This window comes from Vibrio sp. 1F255 (assembly GCF_041439145.1).
Classification (GTDB): domain Bacteria; phylum Pseudomonadota; class Gammaproteobacteria; order Enterobacterales; family Vibrionaceae; genus Vibrio; species Vibrio crassostreae_C.
The window spans coordinates 53,334-75,914 of the sequence record NZ_JBGONQ010000002.1; the positions used below are offsets into that span (position 1 = coordinate 53,334).

The 22,581-nt window shown below is 43.9% G+C and carries 23 protein-coding genes; 12 read left to right on the top strand and 11 right to left on the bottom strand.

What is annotated here, in order from left to right; genetic code table 11:
• The first annotated feature begins 127 nt into the window (after positions 1-127).
• Together rluA and ACED41_RS01825 are read left to right on the top strand one after the other, a co-directional pair.
• Positions 128-862: a bifunctional tRNA pseudouridine(32) synthase/23S rRNA pseudouridine(746) synthase RluA gene (rluA, locus tag ACED41_RS01820; RefSeq protein ID WP_371724387.1), complete on the top strand. Its 735-nt coding sequence runs from the start codon at positions 128-130 to the stop codon at positions 860-862.
• A gap of 36 nt (positions 863-898) precedes the next feature.
• On the top strand, positions 899-1,861 hold the full coding sequence (locus ACED41_RS01825) for a D-2-hydroxyacid dehydrogenase (protein WP_371724388.1): 963 nt from the start codon (positions 899-901) through the stop codon (positions 1,859-1,861).
• Positions 1,862-1,945: 84 nt separating this feature from the next.
• On the opposite strand, the gene ACED41_RS01830 is transcribed toward ACED41_RS01825, so the two are convergent.
• The 4 genes from ACED41_RS01830 to argR form a co-directional block, all read right to left on the bottom strand.
• Positions 1,946-2,383, bottom strand: a complete 438-nt coding sequence (locus tag ACED41_RS01830; protein ID WP_004740830.1) for a universal stress protein — start codon at positions 2,381-2,383, stop codon at positions 1,946-1,948.
• Positions 2,384-2,487: 104 nt separating this feature from the next.
• A complete protein-coding gene (locus tag ACED41_RS01835; RefSeq protein WP_371724389.1) occupies positions 2,488-5,067 on the bottom strand; it encodes a TRAP transporter permease in 2,580 nt (859 codons plus the stop codon).
• A 255-nt stretch (positions 5,068-5,322) separates the two neighbouring features.
• On the bottom strand, positions 5,323-6,291 hold the full coding sequence (locus ACED41_RS01840; RefSeq protein ID WP_017061374.1) for a TAXI family TRAP transporter solute-binding subunit: 969 nt from the start codon (positions 6,289-6,291) through the stop codon (positions 5,323-5,325).
• Between the two features lie 341 nt (positions 6,292-6,632).
• Entirely contained in the window at positions 6,633-7,103 is a 471-nt protein-coding gene (argR, locus tag ACED41_RS01845; RefSeq protein WP_004740827.1) for a transcriptional regulator ArgR, read from the bottom strand.
• Positions 7,104-7,435: 332 nt separating this feature from the next.
• Here argR and mdh point away from each other — a divergent pair, with 332 nt between their 5' ends.
• Together mdh and ACED41_RS01855 are read left to right on the top strand one after the other, a co-directional pair.
• The gene (gene mdh / locus ACED41_RS01850; RefSeq protein ID WP_009847834.1) at positions 7,436-8,371 is read left to right on the top strand and encodes a malate dehydrogenase; all 936 of its coding nucleotides are present in this window, start codon (positions 7,436-7,438) and stop codon (positions 8,369-8,371) included.
• A 124-nt stretch (positions 8,372-8,495) separates the two neighbouring features.
• The gene (locus ACED41_RS01855) at positions 8,496-8,687 is read left to right on the top strand and encodes a hypothetical protein (RefSeq protein WP_017061375.1); all 192 of its coding nucleotides are present in this window, start codon (positions 8,496-8,498) and stop codon (positions 8,685-8,687) included.
• Between the two features lie 110 nt (positions 8,688-8,797).
• Here ACED41_RS01855 and ispB read toward each other — a convergent pair whose 3' ends face one another.
• Positions 8,798-9,769 (bottom strand): octaprenyl diphosphate synthase, encoded by a 972-nt coding sequence (gene ispB / locus ACED41_RS01860; RefSeq protein ID WP_017061376.1) that lies wholly within the window; start codon positions 9,767-9,769, stop codon positions 8,798-8,800.
• 268 nt (positions 9,770-10,037) lie between these two features.
• Between ispB and rplU the strand changes: the two genes are divergently transcribed.
• The 6 genes from rplU to folA all read left to right on the top strand — a co-directional run bounded on the left by rplU (position 10,038) and on the right by folA (position 14,044).
• Positions 10,038-10,349 (top strand): 50S ribosomal protein L21, encoded by a 312-nt coding sequence (gene rplU, locus ACED41_RS01865; RefSeq protein WP_004740823.1) that lies wholly within the window; start codon positions 10,038-10,040, stop codon positions 10,347-10,349.
• A gap of 19 nt (positions 10,350-10,368) precedes the next feature.
• Positions 10,369-10,626: a 50S ribosomal protein L27 gene (gene rpmA, locus ACED41_RS01870; protein WP_004735905.1), complete on the top strand. Its 258-nt coding sequence runs from the start codon at positions 10,369-10,371 to the stop codon at positions 10,624-10,626.
• Between the two features lie 324 nt (positions 10,627-10,950).
• Positions 10,951-12,123: an Obg family GTPase CgtA gene (gene cgtA, locus ACED41_RS01875; RefSeq protein WP_017061377.1), complete on the top strand. Its 1,173-nt coding sequence runs from the start codon at positions 10,951-10,953 to the stop codon at positions 12,121-12,123.
• 164 nt (positions 12,124-12,287) lie between these two features.
• On the top strand, positions 12,288-13,055 hold the full coding sequence (locus ACED41_RS01880) for a threonine/serine exporter family protein (RefSeq protein ID WP_371724390.1): 768 nt from the start codon (positions 12,288-12,290) through the stop codon (positions 13,053-13,055).
• The gene (locus tag ACED41_RS01885; protein WP_017062945.1) at positions 13,055-13,528 is read left to right on the top strand and encodes a threonine/serine exporter family protein; all 474 of its coding nucleotides are present in this window, start codon (positions 13,055-13,057) and stop codon (positions 13,526-13,528) included. Before ACED41_RS01880 ends, ACED41_RS01885 begins: the two co-directional genes overlap by 1 nt.
• Positions 13,529-13,564: 36 nt before the next feature.
• The gene (folA, locus tag ACED41_RS01890; RefSeq protein WP_017062944.1) at positions 13,565-14,044 is read left to right on the top strand and encodes a type 3 dihydrofolate reductase; all 480 of its coding nucleotides are present in this window, start codon (positions 13,565-13,567) and stop codon (positions 14,042-14,044) included.
• Between the two features lie 121 nt (positions 14,045-14,165).
• Here folA and ACED41_RS01895 read toward each other — a convergent pair whose 3' ends face one another.
• From ACED41_RS01895 to lptD, 6 genes are all read right to left on the bottom strand, one after another.
• Complete coding sequence (locus ACED41_RS01895) at positions 14,166-14,969, bottom strand: symmetrical bis(5'-nucleosyl)-tetraphosphatase (RefSeq protein WP_371724391.1); 804 nt, start codon at positions 14,967-14,969, stop codon at positions 14,166-14,168.
• A 29-nt stretch (positions 14,970-14,998) separates the two neighbouring features.
• Positions 14,999-15,379, bottom strand: a complete 381-nt coding sequence (gene apaG / locus ACED41_RS01900) for a Co2+/Mg2+ efflux protein ApaG (RefSeq protein WP_004735899.1) — start codon at positions 15,377-15,379, stop codon at positions 14,999-15,001.
• An 88-nt stretch (positions 15,380-15,467) separates the two neighbouring features.
• Positions 15,468-16,283 carry a 16S rRNA (adenine(1518)-N(6)/adenine(1519)-N(6))-dimethyltransferase RsmA gene (gene rsmA / locus ACED41_RS01905; RefSeq protein WP_371724392.1) on the bottom strand — a complete coding sequence of 272 codons (816 nt, stop codon included), beginning with the start codon at positions 16,281-16,283 and terminating at the stop codon, positions 15,468-15,470.
• The gene (gene pdxA, locus ACED41_RS01910) at positions 16,280-17,272 is read right to left on the bottom strand and encodes a 4-hydroxythreonine-4-phosphate dehydrogenase PdxA (protein WP_017062941.1); all 993 of its coding nucleotides are present in this window, start codon (positions 17,270-17,272) and stop codon (positions 16,280-16,282) included. The genes rsmA and pdxA overlap by 4 nt, the downstream gene beginning before the upstream one ends.
• Complete coding sequence (gene surA, locus ACED41_RS01915) at positions 17,259-18,557, bottom strand: peptidylprolyl isomerase SurA (RefSeq protein WP_065584690.1); 1,299 nt, start codon at positions 18,555-18,557, stop codon at positions 17,259-17,261. Before surA ends, pdxA begins: the two co-directional genes overlap by 14 nt.
• Positions 18,558-18,600: 43 nt before the next feature.
• Entirely contained in the window at positions 18,601-20,922 is a 2,322-nt protein-coding gene (gene lptD / locus ACED41_RS01920) for an LPS assembly protein LptD (RefSeq protein WP_102321204.1), read from the bottom strand.
• Positions 20,923-21,071: 149 nt separating this feature from the next.
• Between lptD and djlA the strand changes: the two genes are divergently transcribed.
• Positions 21,072-21,926 carry a co-chaperone DjlA gene (gene djlA, locus ACED41_RS01925; RefSeq protein ID WP_017061385.1) on the top strand — a complete coding sequence of 285 codons (855 nt, stop codon included), beginning with the start codon at positions 21,072-21,074 and terminating at the stop codon, positions 21,924-21,926.
• A 57-nt stretch (positions 21,927-21,983) separates the two neighbouring features.
• Complete coding sequence (locus ACED41_RS01930; protein WP_017066942.1) at positions 21,984-22,529, top strand: DUF924 family protein; 546 nt, start codon at positions 21,984-21,986, stop codon at positions 22,527-22,529.
• The last annotated feature ends 52 nt before the right edge of the window (positions 22,530-22,581 follow it).

A 22,581-nucleotide genomic window follows, 5' to 3' on the forward strand; every position in this document is an offset into this window, starting at 1 on the left:
CTGTTACCCTATCAATACCATGTTTTGTAAAGCCGTCAACTTTTATGTACGAAAATATTGAAAATTGTATTTATTTATAAACGAATCAACCGTGAATTATTTGTTCACTAGCAATTAAGAGGCTTCAATGGCGTTAGAACAGTACACACCACCACGTGAACCGTGGATTGATATTGTGTATCAAGATGACGATATTCTTGTGGTGAATAAACCTGCTGGCTTACTTTCAGTTCCTGGGAGGTTACCAGAGCATTACGACAGTATGTGGAGTCGCCTAGTCGTGGATTTTTCAGATATTCAGGTGGTGCATCGCTTGGATATGTCGACATCAGGCTTGATGCTGCTCGCTAAACACAAACAAGCTGAGCGTCATTTGAAGAAGCAGTTTCAATATCGACTGACACACAAACTCTATTACGCGCGAGTATGGGGCCGATTGGAAAAAGCAGAAGGTTTGATTGATCTGCCACTCATTTGTGATTGGCCAAATCGACCGAGACAAAAAGTGTGCTTCGAGGATGGAAAACCCTCTCAGACTCGTTATATCGTCGAACAACAAGAGCCTCAAACCACACTGTTGAAGTTACTTCCTATTACGGGTCGTTCCCATCAGTTACGCGTGCACTGCATGGCGCTAGGGAATCCAATTGTAGGCGACGAGTTTTACGCAACATCAGAAGCATTTGAATACAGTGATAGGTTGGCTTTGCATGCGTGTGAGCTGAGCTTTTATCATCCAGCGAATAATCAATTGTTTAAAGCCTTTGTTCCCTGTGACTTTTATCCTCAAGCATCCCCACAAATCGAACAGCACTTTGAAATTGCGCTTGAGCTTCCAGACTACAGTAAGCTAAAAGCTTAGAATGGACTGATTCATAGATCTAACCAAGGAAGAAGAATGCCAACGCTGAATGTTGTGTTTCTCGATAGAGCGACTATCCCATCTCAAATTCATTTAAAGCCTCTGAGCTTTGAGCATGAATGGGTAGAGTATGATTTCACAGCTCCTGAGCAAGTATCAGAGCGAGTTGAAGAAGCTGATGTGGTGATCACTAACAAGGTAGTGCTCAATGAGTCGAATCTCGCTGGTGCGAAAAAACTCAAGTTGATCGCGGTTTCAGCGACCGGTGTCAATAATGTCGATGTGGAATACTGCAAATCTAAAAACATTGCAGTGACAAACGTGCAAGGCTATGCGATTCAATCGGTTCCTGAACATGTCATCGCAATGCTGTTTGCACTTAAACGAAACCTTGTTGGTTATCATAAAGACATTGAGGCGGGCGAGTGGCAAAAGGACAAGCAGTTCTGCTTCTTTACTCATCAGATTCAAGATGTGGCTGGCAGCACACTGGGGTTGATGGGGAGTGGCAGCTTAGGTCAAGCCAACGCAATGTTAGCCAAAGCGATTGGTATGAAGGTGATGTTTGCCGAGCGAAAAGGAGCAGAGTCTTGTCGAGAAGGGTATCTACCTTTTGATACGGTATTGAAGCAAGCGGATGCGATCAGTCTACATTGCCCATTGACTGATGCGACCCAAAATCTGATTTCAGAGCGAGAGCTCACAATGATGAAATCGAGCGCGGTATTAATTAATGCCGGGCGCGGAGGTCTAGTAGATGAACAAGCCCTAGTTGAGGCTTTGAAAAAACATGAGATTGCAGGCGCAGGTATGGATGTGTTTACACAAGAGCCAGCCGACAACTCAAATCCACTATTGGCTAATAGCCACTTACCGAACTTATTACTCACTCCACATGTGGCGTGGGGCAGCGACAGCTCGATTCAAAAACTGTCTGATATCTTAATCGATAATATTGATGGGTTTGTTGAGGGTAATCCGCAGAACTTAGTGAGTTGATTAAAGAATTAAATGGTGCGAACGCAAAACAAAAAAGGTTGGCCTGTAGGCCAACCTTTTTAGATTGTGTGTCGATTAAATGACTTAACCTTGCGGTTTAACCACCAATACATTGATTGGTGAGTTCTGTACTACTTTGCTTGCAACCGAGCCAAGTACCACTTTGTCGATTTTTGAACGCTTATGGCTAGGCATCACGATAAGGTCGGCGCCAAGCTTTTCTGCGTAATCAAGAATCGTCGCGTAGGTTTTACCCTCAGCAACATGAACTTTGTAAACCACTTCATCGTCGATGTGTTTGTCGGCAAACTCTTTGAGCTGATTTTTAACATCAAGCTTCATTTGGTTCGCTGCATCTTTCGGGAAGTAAGACGCCACCATCGACATGTGAATGCCTGGTAGTACGTTCAGAATGTGGATTTCAGCATTGCTGTGTTTTGCGTGCCATACCGCCAGTTCGACTGCCTTATCAGAAAAGCCTTTGTCATTAAGATCAACAGGAACAAGGATTTGTTTATACATGTATTCGTCTCTTTTTAATCAGCGCTAAGCTTTCACTTAGCACTGTAATTATCCTTTCCATGTAATAAAGCCAAATAGCGCTAAGCACTACTCAGCCTTATCCATTACGCGCTAATCTCATCCTTACGAGCACGTCTTCTTTGGTTCATCGCTAAACCAATCAAAATGATCAGAGCTGGTAAGAATACCCACTCTTTCATTGGTCGATCTGCATCTTGGATAACGGATTTGATTTCCCAATCGAAATCAATACCAGCCGCTTCTGCTGGGCTACCGAACTCAACCATATCAACAATCATCTTGCCTTCTGATTCAGTCAGCATTAGACCCATAGAGGCAATACGATCTTCACTTGAGGTCGCAGAATCTTCAAACGGCAGGCGAACTGTCTTTTCAGAATAGTCACCTTCTAAGTTTTCGCCACCCACTCTAAGTTCAAGTGATTGTCCCACATCCAGCTTTTCCGTGATTTGAGCAATCTCAACTCCAGGTGAAAGAACTTTCTCTGGGTAAATCATGTCCCACCAGAAGCCAGGGCGGAAGAAAGTGAAGGTTAATGCAATAAGCAGCACCGTTTCCCACCACTTGTTCTTGGTGAACCACCAACCTTGTGTTGCAGCTGCGAAGATAAGCACCGCAGTCACAGATGAGAAAATCGTTAGTGCTAAGTGCCACCAAGAATCAATGCCCATCAGTAGTAGTTGAGTATTGAAGATGAACATGAAAGGTAGAATTGCGGTACGGATATCATAGGTGAAGCCTTGGATACCAGTACGAATCGGATCTGATTTCGCAATTGCCGCTGCTGCAAACGCCGCGAGACCTACCGGAGGTGTATCATCCGCAAGAATACCGAAGTAGAACACAAATAAGTGAACCGCAATCAGTGGAATGATCAAGCCGTGCGCTGCGCCTAGGGTCACGATTACCGGAGCCATCAGCGTTGATACAACGATGTAGTTCGCCGTTGTTGGCAAGCCCATACCTAAGATCAAGCTGATTACTGCAGTGAATAGCAACATAAGAATGATGCTACCGCCTGAGATAAACTCAACGAAGTCCGTCATTACTAGACCGATACCCGTTAGAGTCACCACGCCTACAACCGTACCTGCAGCCGCTGTCGCGACACCGATACCAATCATGTTACGTGCGCCTGAAACCAAGCTCTCTGCGAGATCAACGAAGCCAGCTTTAGTTTGCTCTGCAAGATCGTCTGATTTGTTCATCAGAGTCATTAACGGACGCTGAGTGATCAGAATGAAGATCATGAACACGGTCGCCCAGAATGCCGACAGACCTGGAGAGAAACGTTCAACTGTTAAACACCAAACAAGCACCACGATAGGCAATAGGAAGTGCAGGCCAGACTTAATTGTTGGACCTGGATCCGGAACTTCTTTGAGATCCGCATCGATTTCCATGCCGCCTTCAGATGCGTATTTTGCTGATACACGAACCAGAGCGACATAAGCGACTAATAGAGCCACCGTTACGATTGGTGTTGCAGCATCGCCAAAGACATCTTTCGTCCAACCGACACCGTAGTAAACTGCGGCACTGATAACACACAGACCTAAAATGGTACCCGTGAAAGACAGTAAGCTTTGTACGATAGTTGGTGTGTGGCGACGAGGTAGGCCAGTCATACCTGCTTTACATGCTTCTAGATGAACAATGTAAATCAGAGCGATGTAAGAGATCAGAGCGGGCAGTAGCGCGGCTTTGATTACTTCTACATACGAAATGCCCACATACTCAACCATCAAGAAGGCTGCTGCACCCATGATAGGTGGTGTTAATTGACCATTGGTTGAAGCCGCGACTTCTACTGCGCCTGCTTTAGTGCCCGGGAAACCAACACGCTTCATTAGCGGGATAGTAAAGGTACCCGTGGTTACCACGTTCGCGATAGATGAACCTGATACCAAACCAGACAGACCTGATGCGACAACGGCTGCTTTCGCTGGGCCGCCTTTCATGTGACCAAGCAGTGAGAATGCAACTTTAATAAAGTAAGCACCGGCGCCAGCACGTTCTAGCATTGCACCAAACAGTACAAACAAGAATACGAATGACGTTGATACGCCAAGTGCCACACCGAATACACCTTCAGTTGTTAGCCACAGATGCGACATTGCCTTGTTCAGGCTCGCACCTTTGTGGGCAATAACGTCCGGCATGTGAGGGCCGCCAAAGGTATAAAGTAGGAATACTGCTGCCACAACCATAAGAGGTGGACCCAAAGCGCGTCGTGTTGCTTCAAGCAGTAAAACCATACCGAATACAGCCGCAACAATATCGAATGTTGTTGGTGCGCCCGATCGCTCAGCAAGTTCAGTGTAGAAAATATAGATATAAGAAGCTGAAAAACTACCTACAAGCGCTAATACCCAGTCGACTGCCGGGATATGGTCCCGCGGCGAGTTCTTCATAGCTGGATAAGCGGTAAATGCTAGGAAAATAGCAAAGGTAAGGTGAATTGCTCGAGCTTCGGTATCGTTTAAAATTCCGAAGTTAAAAATGAACGGCAGCGGAGATGCATACCAAAGTTGGAACAGTGACCAACATAGAGGCACAAACCATAAAATACGGCCTTGGATACCACGAGGGCTACGCGCACCAGTATCTGATTGTGCCACCATTTCTTGCACATCTGGAGACGGTGATGTTGTCTGCGTCATGTACTTTATCCTTATTATTGATGGTCTGCCTTTTCTTACGAACAACCAAACGTTATTTATTTCCTATCTAGTGTAGTGAATGGATAGGGAAATGCGTTTTTTGTTCGTCTTTGTCTTAGGCTTGATACGAAGGTAAGTCCTCCAAATTGGAGAAACTTAAAGGGCTGTTCTTTTCACTTAAATTATTTTTATAAAACGTGAAAAGCCAATAAGGAGGGCTAGCCTCCTTATTGGTGTAGTAGGCTTAAAGTAGAGTTACTTTAGAAGGCCCACTTCTTTGTAGTATTTTGCTGCGCCTGGGTGAAGAGGGATAGAGATACCCGCTTTAACCATGTCTTCTTTTTTCAGGTTAGCAAATGCTGGGTGTAGGCGTTTGAAAGTGTCAAAGTTTTCAAATACTGCCTTAGCAACGTTGTATGCAACTTCTTCAGAAACGTCTGAAGTTGTTACCATAGTAGCTGCAACACCGAAGCTGTTTACGTCAGCGTCAGTACCACGGTACATACCAGCAGGAACTGTGCTGTAAGCGTAGTATGGGTTTTCAGCTACGATCTTGTCGATCTGTGGACCTGTTGCTGAAACCAGTTTTGCATCACAAGACGTTGTTGCTTCTTTGATTGATCCGTTCGGGTGACCAACCATGTAGATGAATGCATCAATCTTGTTATCACAAAGTGCTTGTGAACGCTCAGAACCTTTAAGTTCAGAAGCAAGCTTGAAGCTGTCGTTAGTCCAGCCCATAGCGTCCATTACAACACCCATCGTTGCACGGTCACCAGAACCTGGGTTACCAATGTTTACACGCTTACCTGCTAGGTCAGACACATTGTTGATGCCAGCATCAGTACGAGCGATGATGTTGAACGGTTCTGTATGTAGAGAGAACATCGCGCGAAGTTTCTTGTATTCGCCCTGATCTTTGAACTTACTTGTACCGTTGTAGCCGTGGTATTGCCAGTCCGATTGAACAACACCGAAATCTAGTTCACCAGCACGGATGGTGTTAACGTTGTAGATTGAACCACCAGTAGACTCTACAGAACAACGAATGTTGTGGTCTTTGCGGCCCTTGTTCACTAGCTTACAAATCGCACCACCAGTTGGGTAGTAAACACCCGTAACTGAACCAGTACCAATCGTGATGAACTCTTGAGCGTTAACAGCGCCAGCGCCCATTACAGCAGCTGCAATAGCACCAACTTTAATAAGTTTGGTAAATGCCATGAATTTCCCTTCCTTTATTCATTATTAACCCTGAAACAAGTGTAGTTGCTTCAGGAGTTTCCTATTTGGAAACGGCACCTTTTTCAATCCATGTGATGAAAAAGTGGCTGAATAATATCAAAAATTGGCAGAAAATTACTCGAATGTTAAAAGATATAGCTGAAAAATCTAACAAATGATGTCTGGATCTCGTGTTTGATTTACTGCTGAGTTTTTAAAATCAATAGTTTAGTGTGATTTTGGAAGGGAGGTATGGATATTCGAGGATGTGATTTGGATCACGAAGCGAATAGATGCTCGTGATCCATTAATAAGGCTGATAGTTATGAAACAGAGATCAATTATCCAGCGTATTCAAACAGTTCGCACACTGAATCAAACAGTTGCTTAGTGGTAACCGATAACGTTGGAGTAATGAAGATAGTGTCATCACCTGCGACTACGCCCAGTATACCTTCCGACTTACCTAGTGAGTCTAATAAACGAGCAATCAGCTGCGCCGCACCAGGACCTGTGTGTATCACCACCAATGCATTGTTGTGGTCAATATCTAGTACTAATTCTCGTAAAGAGCTAGAAACGGTCGGAACACCTAGCTCAGCAGGAAGACAGTAAACCATCTCCATTTTTGCGTTACGAGTTCGAACGGCACCAAACTTGGTTAACATACGCGAGACTTTAGACTGGTTGATGCTTTCAAAACCTTCGTGTTTTAGGGCATCAACAATTTCGCCTTGTGAGCCAAAACGTTCTTCTTTTAGTAAGGCTTTAAATGCACGAACTAAGTTGTCTTGCTTTTCTGTATTGCGCATATGTCATTCTTATTCATTAACAAAGATGTTTGCATATTCTCGCATACATATTCAATTTTAGCCAAAACATCCCTGTAATTTGTTAGTCATATCACTGTAAATATTTAATAGAATAATGTGTTATTTGCGACGACTTATTTTGTTATTTCAGTCGATTATCGCCATAATGCGAACTTGCTGTGTAGCACGGTTTTATTGACTTGCGCGAAGTCGCAAAGCTAGCGTTAATTGATTGTAATCACTTTGTGATTAATATAGTTTTTTAACTTAGATTTAGCTCAAGAATTACCCTACAAAGAATCTATAAGAGAAAGCTCTCAAGGAGAATAACAATGAAAGTAGCTGTTATTGGTGCCGCTGGTGGCATCGGTCAAGCCCTAGCCCTACTACTTAAGAACCGCCTACCTGCTGGTTCAGATCTTGCACTTTACGACATCGCTCCGGTAACACCGGGTGTTGCTGCCGATCTTAGCCATATCCCAACGCCTGTTTCGATCAAAGGTTACGCGGGTGAAGATCCAACACCAGCACTAGAAGGTGCGGATGTTGTACTTATTTCAGCGGGTGTTGCTCGTAAGCCTGGTATGGATCGTGCGGATCTTTTCAATGTGAACGCTGGCATTGTTAAGTCTCTTGCAGAGAAAATCGCAGTTACTTGTCCGACTGCTTGTGTTGGTATCATTACTAACCCAGTAAACACAACGGTGCCAATCGCGGCTGAAGTACTGAAGAAAGCGGGCGTTTACGACAAGCGTCGTCTATTCGGTATTACGACTCTTGATGTGATTCGTTCTGAAACGTTCGTTGCTGAACTAAAAGACAAAGATCCAGGCGACATCCGTGTTCCTGTTATCGGTGGTCACTCAGGCGTAACGATTCTTCCTCTACTTTCTCAAGTTGAAGGCGTTGAGTTCACTGATGAAGAAATTGCAGCGCTAACGACTCGCATCCAAAATGCAGGTACTGAAGTAGTAGAAGCTAAAGCTGGCGGCGGCAGTGCGACACTGTCTATGGGTCAAGCGGCTTGTCGTTTCGGTCTTGCACTAGTTAAAGCACTTCAAGGTGAAGAAAACGTGATTGAATGTGCATACGTTGAAGGTGAAGGCGAGCACGCTCCATTCTTCGCACAGCCAGTTAAACTAGGTAAAGAGGGCGCTGAAGCGATCCTTAGCTACGGTGAGCTAAGTGACTTCGAACGTAACGCTTTAGATAGCATGCTTGAAACGCTAAATGGTGACATCGAGATTGGTGTTGAATTCGCTAAATAAGCGAAACGCTATTTAACTCAGACTTAAGCTAATTAATAAGGGCCGGTCATTATGATCGGCTTTTTTGATCCTGAAGTTCAAGCTACTCGTATTTAGCTTTACAATTAATGTGAAGGTAAATGTTATGGCTACTGTTCAGAAGGGTATGAATGTCGAATATTTGGGGCACTTAGGAAAAGTATTGGTAATTGATGAGCAAGAGCAGTACGCGCTAGTAGAGACTTACAACGGGCATGAGCAGTACGCGGTGCCAATGGAAGAGCTTGAAGAGATTGAAGCACAACTGCCGTTATCATTAGAAGCCAGTCGATATTGAATTTGGCTCACCTACAAATATTTGTTGAAAACCAAAAAAAAGAGCCCTGAGGCTCTTTTTGTTATTTATATAGAAGCTAGAAGCTAGAAGCGAGTTGTCTATTAACCTGCTTACTTACTGCGTTTAACAGCTAAGTGTGCGAGCGTGGTTAGCGCTTGCTTATATTCTGAGTCAGGAAGTACAGAAAGTTCAGCGATGGCTTTATCGGCCTCTTCGTAGGCTTTATTTGTTGTGTACTCTAAAGAGCCTGTCTCTTTCATTACAGCCATAATATCGTCAAGACGTTCCATGCCGTTCGCTTTCTCAATCGCTTCACGAATCATGCTTGCTTGTTCAGGAGAGCCATTATGCATTGCGTAAAGTAGAGGCAGTGTTGGTTTGCCTTCGGCTAGATCGTCACCAACGTTTTTACCCATCTCTTTACCATCTGCAGTGTAATCCATCACATCGTCAATCAGTTGGAAAGCGGTGCCTAGGTATTTACCATAGTTCTGCATTGCTGTTTCGATCTCTGGTGATGACTCAGTAAGAATCGCACCGATTTGGGTCGCAGCTTCGAACAAACGAGCAGTCTTAGAGTAGATCACCTGCATGTAGCTTTCTTCTGTGGTGTCTGGGTTATTGCAGTTCATTAATTGTTGAACTTCACCCTCGGCAATCACGTTTACCGCTTCACTCATTAGCTCAAGGATCTTTAAAGATCCTAGCGTTGTCATCATTTGGAATGAGCGTGTGTAGATAAAGTCACCCACCAAAACGCTAGCGGCATTACCAAAAGCGGCATTGGCCGTCGCTTTACCGCGTCTCATGTCTGATTCATCGACAACATCGTCGTGAAGCAGGGTTGCGGTGTGAATAAACTCGATAAAGGCTGCAGAGGTGATATGAGCTTCACCTTGGTAACCAAGTGCGCGGGCAGATAAAAGAGCTAGCAAAGGGCGTAGGCGCTTTCCACCACCGCTAACGATATAAAAACCAAGCTGGTTGATTAAACTTACGTCAGAATTAAGTTGGGCTTGAATTGTTTCATTCACTTTTGCCATATCATTGGCAGTAAGCGTTTGGATAGCTTTAAAATCCATTGTTCATCCGGCTGAAGTTAGACCCTGTAAGGCTTATACGTTGTATTCAATTGTTGAATAATACACTAAAAAACGTTGATTAATACATCGCTAAAGGGCATGATTGCCGCACTTTTCTTTGGCGAACAGGTTTTCGCCAATTTTTTAAAAATATGGCTTGTCATAGCGCCATGATTCCCGTAGAATCTGCGCCCTATTGATTAGTTTAGCGCACACCCGAGTTGTACAATTAACAACCATAGGCTGTGCGGAAAAAGCGGAGTAAAATATGTACGCTGTTTTCCAATCTGGTGGCAAACAACACCGAGTAAGCGAAGGTCAAACACTTCGTTTAGAGAAATTAGACGTTGAAACTGGTGCAACTGTTGAATTTGATAAAGTTCTTCTTGTTGCTAACGGCGAAGAAATCGCTGTTGGTGCACCTCTTGTTGAAGGTGGCAAGGTTACTGCAGAAGTAGTACAACACGGTCGTGGCGATAAAGTAAAAATCGTTAAGTTCCGTCGTCGTAAGCACTCGCGTAAGCAAGCTGGTCACCGTCAGTGGTTCACTGAAGTGAAAATCACTGGCATTAACGCTTAAGTATTAGGAGAGTTTAACAATGGCACATAAAAAAGCTGGCGGTTCTACTAATAACGGCCGCGATTCAGAAAGCAAACGTCTTGGTGTTAAGCGTTTTGGTGGTGAATCTGTTCTTGCAGGTAACATCATCGTTCGTCAACGTGGTACTAAGTTCCACGCTGGCACAAACGTTGGCATCGGTAAAGACCACACTCTTTTCGCTCTTACTGAAGGTAAAGTGAAATTTGCTGTTAAAGGTCCTAAAAACCGTAAGTTTGTAAGCATCGAAGCTGAGTAATTTAATCTTTAATTAGATTATTTTATTAGCTTTCAAGCTGAATTCAAAAGCCCTGCCGATTCGGCAGGGTTTTTTATTTATAGCAAGAATAAAAAAGCAGACGCTCTTGTTTTGGTTTTGAGAAGCCGTTTTATTTTTTGATAAACAGTTTGGTTTTTAAGAAGCCGTTTGTTTTAAAAGAAATAGAAAGCAAAGAACCTCTCCTTATTTGTTCCTTGGTTGCAGGTCGGCCTAGATCTTAGGTGATCGATCTAAACACGGATCTGCTAGAATTTATATCACTCCTTGATGAGTGGTAACGCAACGTAAGTGCGGAGTTAAAAAATGAAATTCGTTGATGAAGCGGTAGTAAAAATAGAAGCCGGTGATGGCGGTAATGGTACAGTTAGCTTTTGGCGCGAAAAATTCGTCGCTAAAGGTGGTCCTGACGGCGGTGATGGCGGTGACGGTGGTGATGTTTACATCCAAGCGGATGAGAACTTAAACACGCTGATCGATTATCGTTTCCAACGTTTTTACAACGCAGAGCGTGGTGAGAACGGTCGCGGTGGTAACTGTACTGGTAAACGTGGTAAAGACATTACACTGAAAGTGCCTGTAGGTACTCGTGCGGTTGATATCCACACCAACGAAATCGTTGCTGAAGTTGCTGAACACGGCAAGAAAGTAATGGTTGGTAAAGGTGGTTGGCACGGTCTTGGTAACACGCGTTTTAAATCGTCTGTTAACCGTGCCCCTCGTCAAAAGACAATGGGTACTAAAGGCGAAGTTCGTGAACTGCGTTTAGAGCTTCTTCTATTAGCTGACGTTGGTATGCTTGGCCTACCAAACGCAGGTAAATCTACTTTTATTCGTTCAGTATCTGCTGCGAAACCAAAAGTGGCTGATTACCCGTTCACTACTTTGATCCCAAGCTTGGGTGTGGTAAGTGTTGTCCCTGAAAAGAGCTTCGTTGTTGCCGATATCCCAGGACTAATCGAAGGCGCAGCTGATGGCGCTGGCCTTGGTATCCGATTCCTTAAGCACCTTGAGCGTTGTCGTGTTCTTCTGCATATGATCGACATTATGCCGATCGATCAATCTGATCCTATTCAGAATGCACTAACGATCATCGATGAGCTTGAGCAATACAGTGAAAAAGTTTCACAAAAACCTCGCTGGTTAGTGTTCAATAAAGTTGACCTAATGCCAGAAGACGAAGCAGACGAAAAGATTCAAGAAATCATCGATGCTTTGGGCTGGGAAGGCGAGTACTTCAAGATCTCTGCTGTGAATAAAATCGGCACCAAAGATCTTTGCTTCAAACTAGGTGAGTTTATGGAAAACCTACCTCGTGAAGTTGTAGAAGTTGAAGAAGAAGAAAAAGTAGACTTTATGTGGGATGACTACCATAAAGATGCGATGAGCGGTAAGAATGTCGTTACTGAAGATGACGACGATTGGGACGATTGGGATGACGAAGAGGATGACGGCCATGTTATCTATGTTCGTGACTAATCCTCTTAGTTTCTCATAACGCATCGGTCGCTTCTTACAAGTACACTGATAGTTTTATTAAACCGCAATGAAAATTGCGGTTTTTTTGTATCTAAATCATGACGTCTTACTGTTTTTTATGCAAAATTTATCTTTAGATAATTAACGCCTATGGGAAGGAAATCATGGCATCAAAGCAAAGAGCGATCTCAAGACTCGTCGCTCAATCAGGACAAATGTTATTGGCGCACGGGGCAGAGAGCACACTGGTCGGCGATATCATGCGTCGCATCGGTATTGCTTGTGGGGTGAATGAGGTTGAAGTCGCACTGTCAGCCAATGCGCTTGTTGTAACTACCGTAATGGATGATCACTGTATTACCACTACTCGAAGTTGTGCTGATCGTGGCATTAACATGCAGGTTATCACCGACATTCAACGCATTTGCATCATGATGGAGAAGGGAATTCTCGATTATGATTTGGCGTATAAAAAGATTCAAAACATCAGCCCCGAGCGCTACAGCCGTTGGTTAGTGGTTGTGATGATAGGGTTGTCGTGCGCCTCTTTTAGCCACCTTGCGGGCGGAGACTGGCAAGTCTTCATGATGACTTTTATTGCTTCAGCTTGCGGTATGATCGTCAGGCAAGAGATTGGGCACCGCCATTTCAATCCGCTATTAAACTTTGCTATCACAGCATTCGTTACCACGACCATTTCAGCTCAAGCCGTACTTTACAATATTGGCGGCCAACCCACGATCGTGATGGCTTCATCTGTATTAATGTTAGTACCTGGTTTTCCTCTGATTAACTCCGTCGCTGATATGCTTAAAGGCCATATTAATATGGGGTTAGCGCGCTTTACCATGGCCAGCTTATTAACTCTGGCGACGAGCTTGGGCATTGTCGCGGCGATGAGTCTATCAGATGTTTGGGGGTGGGCAAGCTAATGAGTATTTTCGAACTGTTTTTAGGTCTGCTCAACGATATGTTTTTCGCCGCTATTCCTGCGGTTGGGTTTGCATTGGTGTTTAACGTTCCGCAACGAGCTTTAATTTATTGTGCACTCGGTGGTTCTATCGGTCATGGTAGCCGGTATCTGATGATGCACTTTGGTATTCCAATCGAATGGGCGACGTTCTTCGCCGCAACCGTGGTTGGTATGATAGGGGTTCATTGGTCACATAAACTGTTAGCACATCCGAAGGTGTTTACGGTTGCAGCTCTAATTCCTATGGTGCCAGGTGTGTTCGCCTTCAAGGCGATGATTGCGATGGTGGAGATTAACAGGGCAGGCTACACGCCTGAGTTGTTGGCAATGTTGATGGAGAACTTTTTAAAATCGATGTTCATTATCGCAGGGTTGGCGGTTGGCTTAGCTGTGCCAGGGCTGTTATTCTATCGCCGTAGACCTATCGTTTAGCGTTAATTTTCTTTTTAGGGACAGGACTTTCGATTTATGATCATCAGCATGATAGCGGCAATGGCAAACAACCGTATAATTGGTAAAGACAATCAGATGCCTTGGCATTTACCTGCGGATTTTGCATGGTTTAAACGCTCGACTATGGGTAAACCAGTCGTGATGGGACGTAAGACCTACGATTCTATTGGACGCCCTTTGCCGGGTCGGTTGAATGTCGTAATCAGCCGTGATGAGAGTTTAAAGATTGAAGGTGTAACGACGGTAACTTCTATTGAACAGGCTCTAGAGCTACTCAGTGATGTTGAAGAGGTGATGATCATTGGTGGCGGCTCTATTTATGAGAGCTGCTTACCTAAAGCGGACAAGTTGTATCTGACTTACATCGATTTCGCCGTCGATGGAGATACACAATTTCCTGACTGGGGTGAAGGTTGGAAGCAGAGCTTTAACGAGAGCTATCAAGCTGACGAGAAAAACAAACACAACATGGAGTTTGTGATTCTCGAGCGTTAACTGTGGCTATCAATAGCTAGTCTCTGAAAAATGCTTGCGTTACTGCACCAGTAGCGCAAGCTTCTCGTATCTCGTATCTCGTATCTCGTATCTCGTATCTCGTATCTCGTATCTCGTATTTTTATAGCGCTTTCTGAGTGAAAAACTGTTTGTCTTCCCAGCGAAGAATCGTTAATTCTCCTCCCCAGACGCACCCAGTATCGAGTCCAATTACGTCTTTTCCGTTATAGCCTTCAAGCGCAGCCCAGTGTCCAAAAACAACGGTTTTATCAAGCTTTATGCGTTGAGGAAGGTCAAACCACGGCACTAATGGTTCATCGGTAATTTCATTCGGTGGTAGCTTACATGCCATGTCGAGTCGGCCATCTTCAAAACAGAAGCGCATTCTTGTCAGGCTATTGATCGCATAGCGATAGCGCTCAATATCATGTAAATCTTGATGCCATAAATCAGGCGTGTTGCTGTACATGTTTTCGATTAGCCATTGCCATCTGTCCGACTTCAGCAAGGATACGATCTCTCGATTTTCAATGCGTGCTCTTTCTAGGTTCCACTGCGGCGAGATACCCGCATGGCACATCACGAACTCTGGATGTTCCTGCAGCAAAGGCTGTTGTCTTAACCATTCGAGTAGCAGTTCACGATCTTCAGCATCAAGAATCGCTAGAGTCTTATCTTTTGGTTTCGCTGGAAATAGCCCTAAGGACACCGCCAAAAGATGTAAGTCGTGGTTGCCTAATACAACCTTAGCTGCGTCACCAAGGCTACGAATAAAGCGTAGCGTCTCCAATGATTTAGGGCCTCGAGCAACTAAGTCTCCAGCGACCCATAAAGTATCTTGGTGTTTATCAAAGTTAATTTTTTCAAGCAGTAATTGAAGTTCGTCGAAGCACCCTTGGATGTCTCCGACAATATAATTCGACACAATAATTTCCTATAGATACGGATGTACGGCTAATTAAGAATATTAGGGATTGCGAGTCTGAATGGGTCAACTTCGGTAATAAAATCAATGCCCTTGTTATCGGTCATCACATAGTGACCTTGCATAACGCCAACAGGGGTTTCGATGACCGTACCACTTGTGTAGGTGTACTCGTCGTTGGCTTCAATCACGGGTTGTTGGCCAACTACACCATCACCCTCAATGGTGAGCTGCTTGCCGTTAGAGTCGGTAATTAACCAGCGGCGAGACATAAGTTGCACCGTTGTTTTACTTAGATTTTTGATGGTAATAATGTAGGCGAAGACATAACGATTCTTCGTTGGCTCAGATTGTTCTTCTATGTACTTAGAGTGAACCTGGCATTTGATACAAGGCGTAGATATATCCATATTCGCACCTTTTGTTGTTGATATACTTAATGTAATTAAAGTATTACATAAAAAAGGCTCCTAACCGAAGTGTAGGAGCCTTTTTTATTTATTTGTCAGCGTTATGACTGTCGTACAACCAGTTTGCCATGTCGACAAACTGCTCGAGCGTTAAGTTCTCAGGACGCATGCTTGGGTTGATACCTAGCTCTTCAAGCACTTCCTTATCGATTAAGCTCTTGTAGCAGTTACGAACTGTTTTACGACGTTGGTTAAAGCCTTCACGAGAGACGCGATCTAGCCATTTCAGATCTTTTGCCGGATAAGGCAGCACTTCGTATGGCTGTAGGCGCACGACTGCTGAGTCTACTTTCGGTGGCGGAACGAAGGCCGTTGGTGGAACTTCTAACACAGGCGTTACTTTACAGTAGTATTGAGCCATTACAGTAAGACGACCGTAAGCTTTACTGCCAGGGCCAGCAGCTAGACGGTTAACCACTTCTTTTTGAAGCATAAAGTGCATGTCTTGCACGTCTTTATGGAATTCAAAAAGGTGGAACATCAATGGTGTAGAGATGTTATATGGCAAGTTACCAAAGATGCGTAGCTTATTGTTTGGCTTAACCAGTTCTTGGAAATCGAACTTCATCGCATCGCCTTCACGGATCGTTAGCTTGTCCGCAAGATCTGGATGGTTACGAAGACGTTCTGCAAGGTCTCTATCCAATTCGATAACAGTAAATTTATCGACAAGCTTACCCACAGGCTCAGTAATTGCGCCTAGACCAGGACCGATCTCTACCAAGTTTTGACCTGGTAGTGGGTTAATACTCGATACGATGCCATCAATAATGTATGGATCGTTAAGGAAGTTTTGACCAAAACGTTTACGCGCTTTGTGCCCTAAGTGGACATCATTTCTCATTGCTTTTTCTCTACTAATTCAATGGCGTGCGTGAGCGCTGTTCTAAAGCTCCCTGTATCGGCTTGGCCTTTCCCTGCCAAGTCTAAGGCGGTACCGTGGTCGACTGATGTGCGAATAAACGGTAAGCCAAGCGTGATGTTCACTGAGCGACCAAACCCTTTGTATTTCAATACCGGGAGTACTTGGTCGTGATACATACCTAAAACAGCATCTGCATCTTGCAAATATTTTTCATTAAAGATGGTGTCTGCTGGCAATGGGCCAACTAAATTGATGCCATCTTTTTGGCGAATTTTTTCTAGCGTCGGGGTGATAGTTTCAATCTCTTCACGCCCTAAACAACCATCTTCACCAGCATGTGGATTCAAGCCACACACATAGATAGTTGGTTTCTCAATAGCAAATTTTTCAACCAAGTCTTTATTTAGAATAGCAATAATTTGCTCTAATCTGTCTTCGGTCACAGCTTGAGATACATAAGCTAGTGGGATGTGCGTTGTTACTAGCGCAACACGCAGCCCTTCAGTTGCCAACATCATCACCACCAGTGGTGTATTGGACTTCTCTGCAAAGAACTCGGTATGGCCGCTAAAAGCAACGCCAGCTCGGTTAATTACACCCTTGTGAACGGGGCCGGTGACAATAGCATCAAATTCATCATTCATACAGCCAATTGCTGCGGTTTCTAAAGTATTTAATACGTAATGACCATTAGCCTCATTGAGTTGACCTGCAACTGCCGTTTCAGCAAGTGGAACGTGTTTCACTACCAGTGTGCCAGCGCGTTGCGGTTGCTTAGCTGCATTTGCATCGTAGTCCAGAAGATCGACTTCGATACCAAGAATTTTAGCTCGCTCGGATAGCAGTGTTTTATCAGCACAAACCACGAGTTGATGAGGCCAACTTTCTTGAGATAGAGCCAAAGTTAAATCTGGGCCTATCCCTGCTGGTTCACCTGCGGTTATGACAATACGTTTAGTTGTTGTCATCTTGGTCGTCCTCAACCATCTCAACAAAGGCACTTGCTCTTACTTCTTGTAGCCAAGCACCAGCTTCTTCGTTGAATTTACGGTTAAATAGAATTTGGTAAGCTTTGTTTTTCAAAGCTGAATCGGTACGGTCGACTTCGCGACGGTCTAGTACTTCAACAATGTGCCAACCGTGTACGGTTTTGAATGGCGCACTGATTTTGCCTTCTGGTAGCGTTTCTACTTGGTGTTTGAATTCTGGTACATACAAATCTGGTGTTTGGTAGCCTAGCTCACCATCTTGTACTGCAGAACCTGGATCTTGGCTGTATTGCTGTGCAAGGTCGCCAAAGCTCGCTTCACCTGTGTTTACGCGGCGCGTGATCTCTTCAAGTTGTTCTTTCGCGCCATCGTCACTCAAGATTACGGTTGGCTTAATCAAGATATGACGAGCATTCACTTCCGTTACTGCTACGGTTTCTAAGCCTTTCACATCTTCAATTTTTAGAATGTGGAAACCTACACCGCTACGGAAAGGACCGATGATGCTGCCTTTATTTTGCATTTTGATCTGGTCAGCAAAAATGGTTGGCATCTCTTCTTTACGCATCCAACCCCAATCACCACCTTGCAGCGCTTTAGGACCCTTAGAGTAAGTATATGCCATGGTGCTGAAATCTTTGCCTGAGTTCAGTTCTTCAACCAGTTCAGTAGCTTGAGCTTCTAACTCTTCTTTGGTTTGGTCATCATTGAAGCGAAGTTGAATGTGTCCAATCTTGTATTGAACGGTTGCGTTAGTCTCTTGCGCTAAGATATCCGCTAGGTTATCGACCTCTGCAGGAAGGATGTTAATACGACGGCGAACTAGAGCATTGCGAGCCTCACTTGCCGCAATTTCTTTTCTTACTTGCTCTCGAAATGCATTGTAGCTAAGGCCTTCTTCAGCAACCGATGCGGTAAGTTGTTCTACCGTTTGGTTGTTGTCTTTAGCGATACCTTCAATTGCTTGATCAAGTCGAGCATCATCAATACGAACACCGATACGTTCTGCTTCTTGAGTTTGAATAGTATCGATGATCAGTTTTTCTAGTACTTGCTCATTGAGCACATCTTGCGATGGCAGTGTTTGACCGCTTTTTTTTGCGTTGGCACGCAGTGTCTTCATCGAAGCATCGATGTCGCTTTGTAAGATAACGCCTTCGTTAACGATAACTTTTACGCTGTCTAGCTCAACCGGTGCTGCAAAGCTTGTTGATAAAGTACAAGTCGCTGCAATAGCAATTAATGTGCGTTTCCACAATGTCATGTGTAATCCTTTAAATTTACTGATTTCTTATCAGTAAAGAAAATTAGTTGTTTAAGAAGAATGGGCGACCGTAGCTCAATGAGTTATCAGAACTGCTATCCCCAACAGCGCCTGAATCAGAGCCTAAGTTAGTACCAAAGCCGATAATACCGAAATTCACACCAAAGTTATTTTCATATTCAGGCGTGACATTTGGATCACTAATGTTATTTGTCAGCTGGTTACTATACGTAAATCCGATATACCAACAATCCGATTTATAGTTCAAGCGAGCCAACCATTCTAGATTTTCTTGTGTGGTTAAATCATAGAAATATTGAGCACTGGCATTCCACTTCCGCGAAATCTGGTAAGCACCAAGTAAGCCTGCTTGTGAGATACCATCTCTAGTTATGGATGATACGTCAAAATCTACAGTTTCATTTATGTACTCTTCTGTTACATAGCGGTAGTTGGTTTGTATATAGCCGCCGGCAAAACGGTACTCAATGGTACTGTTAGCAAGTTGCATCGAAGATGAATCAATGTCGTATTGCACACCGCCATGGTAGAAAAGGTAATCATCGTAGTTGAAATCCATTTCAATAGCCCAAGACGAATAATTAGTTTTCTTATTAGAGTCGTCGTTGTCTAAAGTCTGTTTTGTATCTTTATCAAAATAGAAAATTTGACCAAAAGATATGTTTAAGCGCTCTCGGTACTCATCATCAAAAAAGCGAGATGATGCGCCATAGCTAATTTGATTTGCTGACGCAATGCGGTCTACACCACTGTATTTGCGGCTTCTGAATAAGCCATAGTAATCAGTCTGTAGTAGTGTTGTATCGTAAAGACCAATTTCGCTTTGATCTTCTTCTGGCACGTAAAGGTACTGAACTTGAGGTTCGAGTGTTTGAGTGTAATTACCTACAATTTTTGTATCACGTTCAAGAACGATACCTGCGTGGCTTCTAAACTCAGGTATTACACGTGTTACTGATTCCTCTAAATCTTCATACTCACTATCAATGTCATTCAGATCCTGTTGGTAGTATGTACCAAGTAATCGTGCTTCGGTTGTCCAAGTGCCCCAAGTGTTACCTACTGGGATTGTAATACCAGGTTCAACGTGAACACGAGTGGCTGATGGTTTGCCTGATGCGTCGGTATCGAACATTGATATATGACTGATTAAGTCAAAATCTAGGTAATCCATTACCTCTGGAGCATAGTAGTTATACTCGAGTTGTGGCATTAGACGATAAGGCAAGTTATTGCTGGTGGTAAGAACTTGGAAGTCTCGAACAAGTACAGACGCATCCCAATTTTGAGAACGGTATGTTGCTTGCCCTTCTTGAAGCAGTTGTCCATCTTCACGGTTACCGATATTTGAGCTCATGTCCGAAAAGTAGTCAATATCACTGACTTTAGAGTAATCAATTTCGAATAACCAAGATTGTTGGAATATTCCTGAATGTTCTAGTTGGAAACCCCAACGATCGCCTAGATCAGTGTACTTTTGATCGTCTGGTAAATATTCAGACTCGATACTACCGGAACCAAAATCGCTTAAATATCTGAATTTACTGTTGAGTTGAGTGCCACGCTCTTGCATGTACTTGAAGGTAGTTTCCAAATCGTAGTCTGGTGCTAAGTTCCAATAAACAGGAATTTCAGCTTCAAAACCATCGCTTGAACCATACGAAACTGTTGGGTACAAGAAACCGGTTTTACGTGTATCACCCACCGGTACTGTTAAGTAAGGTAAGTAAAAGACGGGAACACTTTGGATTTCAAAACGTGGATTATAAAAAGTGGCTTGTTCTTCGTCTTGGTCGACACTGATGCTCGATGCTCTTAGACGCCAAGCATTATCGCCGATAGGGCAAGAGGTAATGGAGCCATCTTCAATCTCATAAACCGCTTTACCTGTTTTTGCTATATAAACAGCATCTCCGCGACCGGGCTCGCAAAGGAATTCGTAATCGGTGTTCTCAAGCGTCATTTCATCTGTAGTCAGATTATTGGTCGCTCTGTCTGAGATAGATTTGATTTGACCATCACTAAAGTTTACGTTGCCTTCAGCTACAACGATATTTTCTTGTTGGTGCAGGGTTACGTTATCTGCAAGGATGGTCTTGTTCCCTTGCGTAACGACTACGTCACCTGAGTATATTGCCTTGTCACCATTGATAGCTTCTAAGCGATCTGACTCAACATGAGCGGGTAGCTGTGTCTCGTTTTCTGCAGCGGGCTCGATCAAGCATTGATCTATAGAGGGCATTTCCTGCACACTACTATCGGTGATTGTTTCAGCTTGAGTTGTCGACACGTATAACGCCGTACTTATAGACGCGGCTAACAAGGTGCGGGAAAAAGATTGCATGAAGTTGAACTATCCTGTGTCACTAGATGAAGGGTTGATCTAGTATCAATCCAATTAATAAAGCATTTTCCTTATGATAAAGGAAATAATAGCATTCAGCATCATCAGACAGCATTACTCAGATAAAATTCATAGATAGAGAACACATAATGCAAATATTTGGCAAAATTTTGGGCGCGTTTTTTGGCTTTTTATTTGGAGGGCCACTCGGTTTAGTTTTTGGTCTGTTTTTAGGACACCAATTCGATAAAGCTCGCGGATTGAACCAATCAGGCTTCAATAGCTCTGGTTTTGGTCGAGGTCCAAGCCAAGCAGAAAGACAGAACGAGTTTTTTAAATCCGCTTTTGCGGTTATGGGGCACGTTGCTAAAGCGAAAGGGCAGGTAACGCCAGAAGAGATTCAACTCGCTTCTACCATGATGGAGCGTATGAACCTGCATGGCGAACAGCGTAAAGCAGCGCAAGATGCATTCCGTGACGGCAAAGAGAGCGACTTCCCTCTGAACGACGTACTTGAGCGAGTTAAAATCTCATCGGGTGGTCGTTTTGATCTTCTGCAGTTCTTTCTAGAGCTTCAGGTATCTGCCGCATTTGCGGATGGAAGTTTGCACCCGAGTGAACGTCAAGTTCTGCATAAAATAGCGCAAGGGCTTGGGTTTTCGGCAGCACAACTAGAACGCCGCTTGCAGATGCAAGAAGCTGCGTTCCGTTTCCAACAGCAAGGTGGAAGCTTTGGTGGCCATCAGGGGCATGGGCAATCATCAGGTTGGCAACAGGCTTCGCAACAGAACCAACTTGGCGACGCATATAAGGTTCTTGGTGTGAGTGAAAGTGCTGACGGTAAAGAGGTGAAGAAAGCCTACCGCAAGCTGATGAATGAACATCACCCAGATAAACTGATGGCGAAGGGCTTACCGCCTGAGATGATGAATGTTGCGAAAGAGAAATCGCAAGAAATTCAGAATGCTTATGACCTGATAAAGAAAGTAAAAGGTTTTAAGTAATTGAACACTAAACTGAGTAATAACAAAGTTACTCGGTTTTTTATTAAAGGGAATTATATGACGGTAACGTATCAGGATGTTCTAGAGTTTTGGTTCGATGAGTTGACGCCTAAAGATTGGTTTACTGGCGGCGCCGAGATTGACACTTTGATAGAGTCTCGATTTTCTGAATTGCATAAAGCAGCCATTCAAGGCGAGCTATTTGAGTGGCGCCAAACTGCGCAAGGACGATTGGCTGAGATTATCGTACTTGATCAGTTTTCTCGAAATATTGGTAGAAAAAGTCCGACAGCATTTTCTGCTGATCCGATGGCGTTGGCTCTAGCCCAAGAGGCGGTAGCGGGTGGTTTTGATCACCAGCTTAACGAGCAACAGAAAAGCTTCCTGTATATGCCTTATATGCACAGTGAATCTTTGTTAGTCCATGAACAAGCCGTGGAACTCTTTTCTCAAACGGGATTAGAGCATAATCTGGACTTTGAGTTTAAGCACAAGGTTATCATTGAGCGATTTGGTCGCTATCCGCACCGTAATGAGGTGTTAGGGCGAGCTTCGACTCCCGAAGAGATTGAGTTCTTGCAGCAACCGAGCTCAAGCTTTTAATTGTAGAAATACGGTCAAAGAATTGAGAAGAGGCTAGAGGTTAATAAAAACC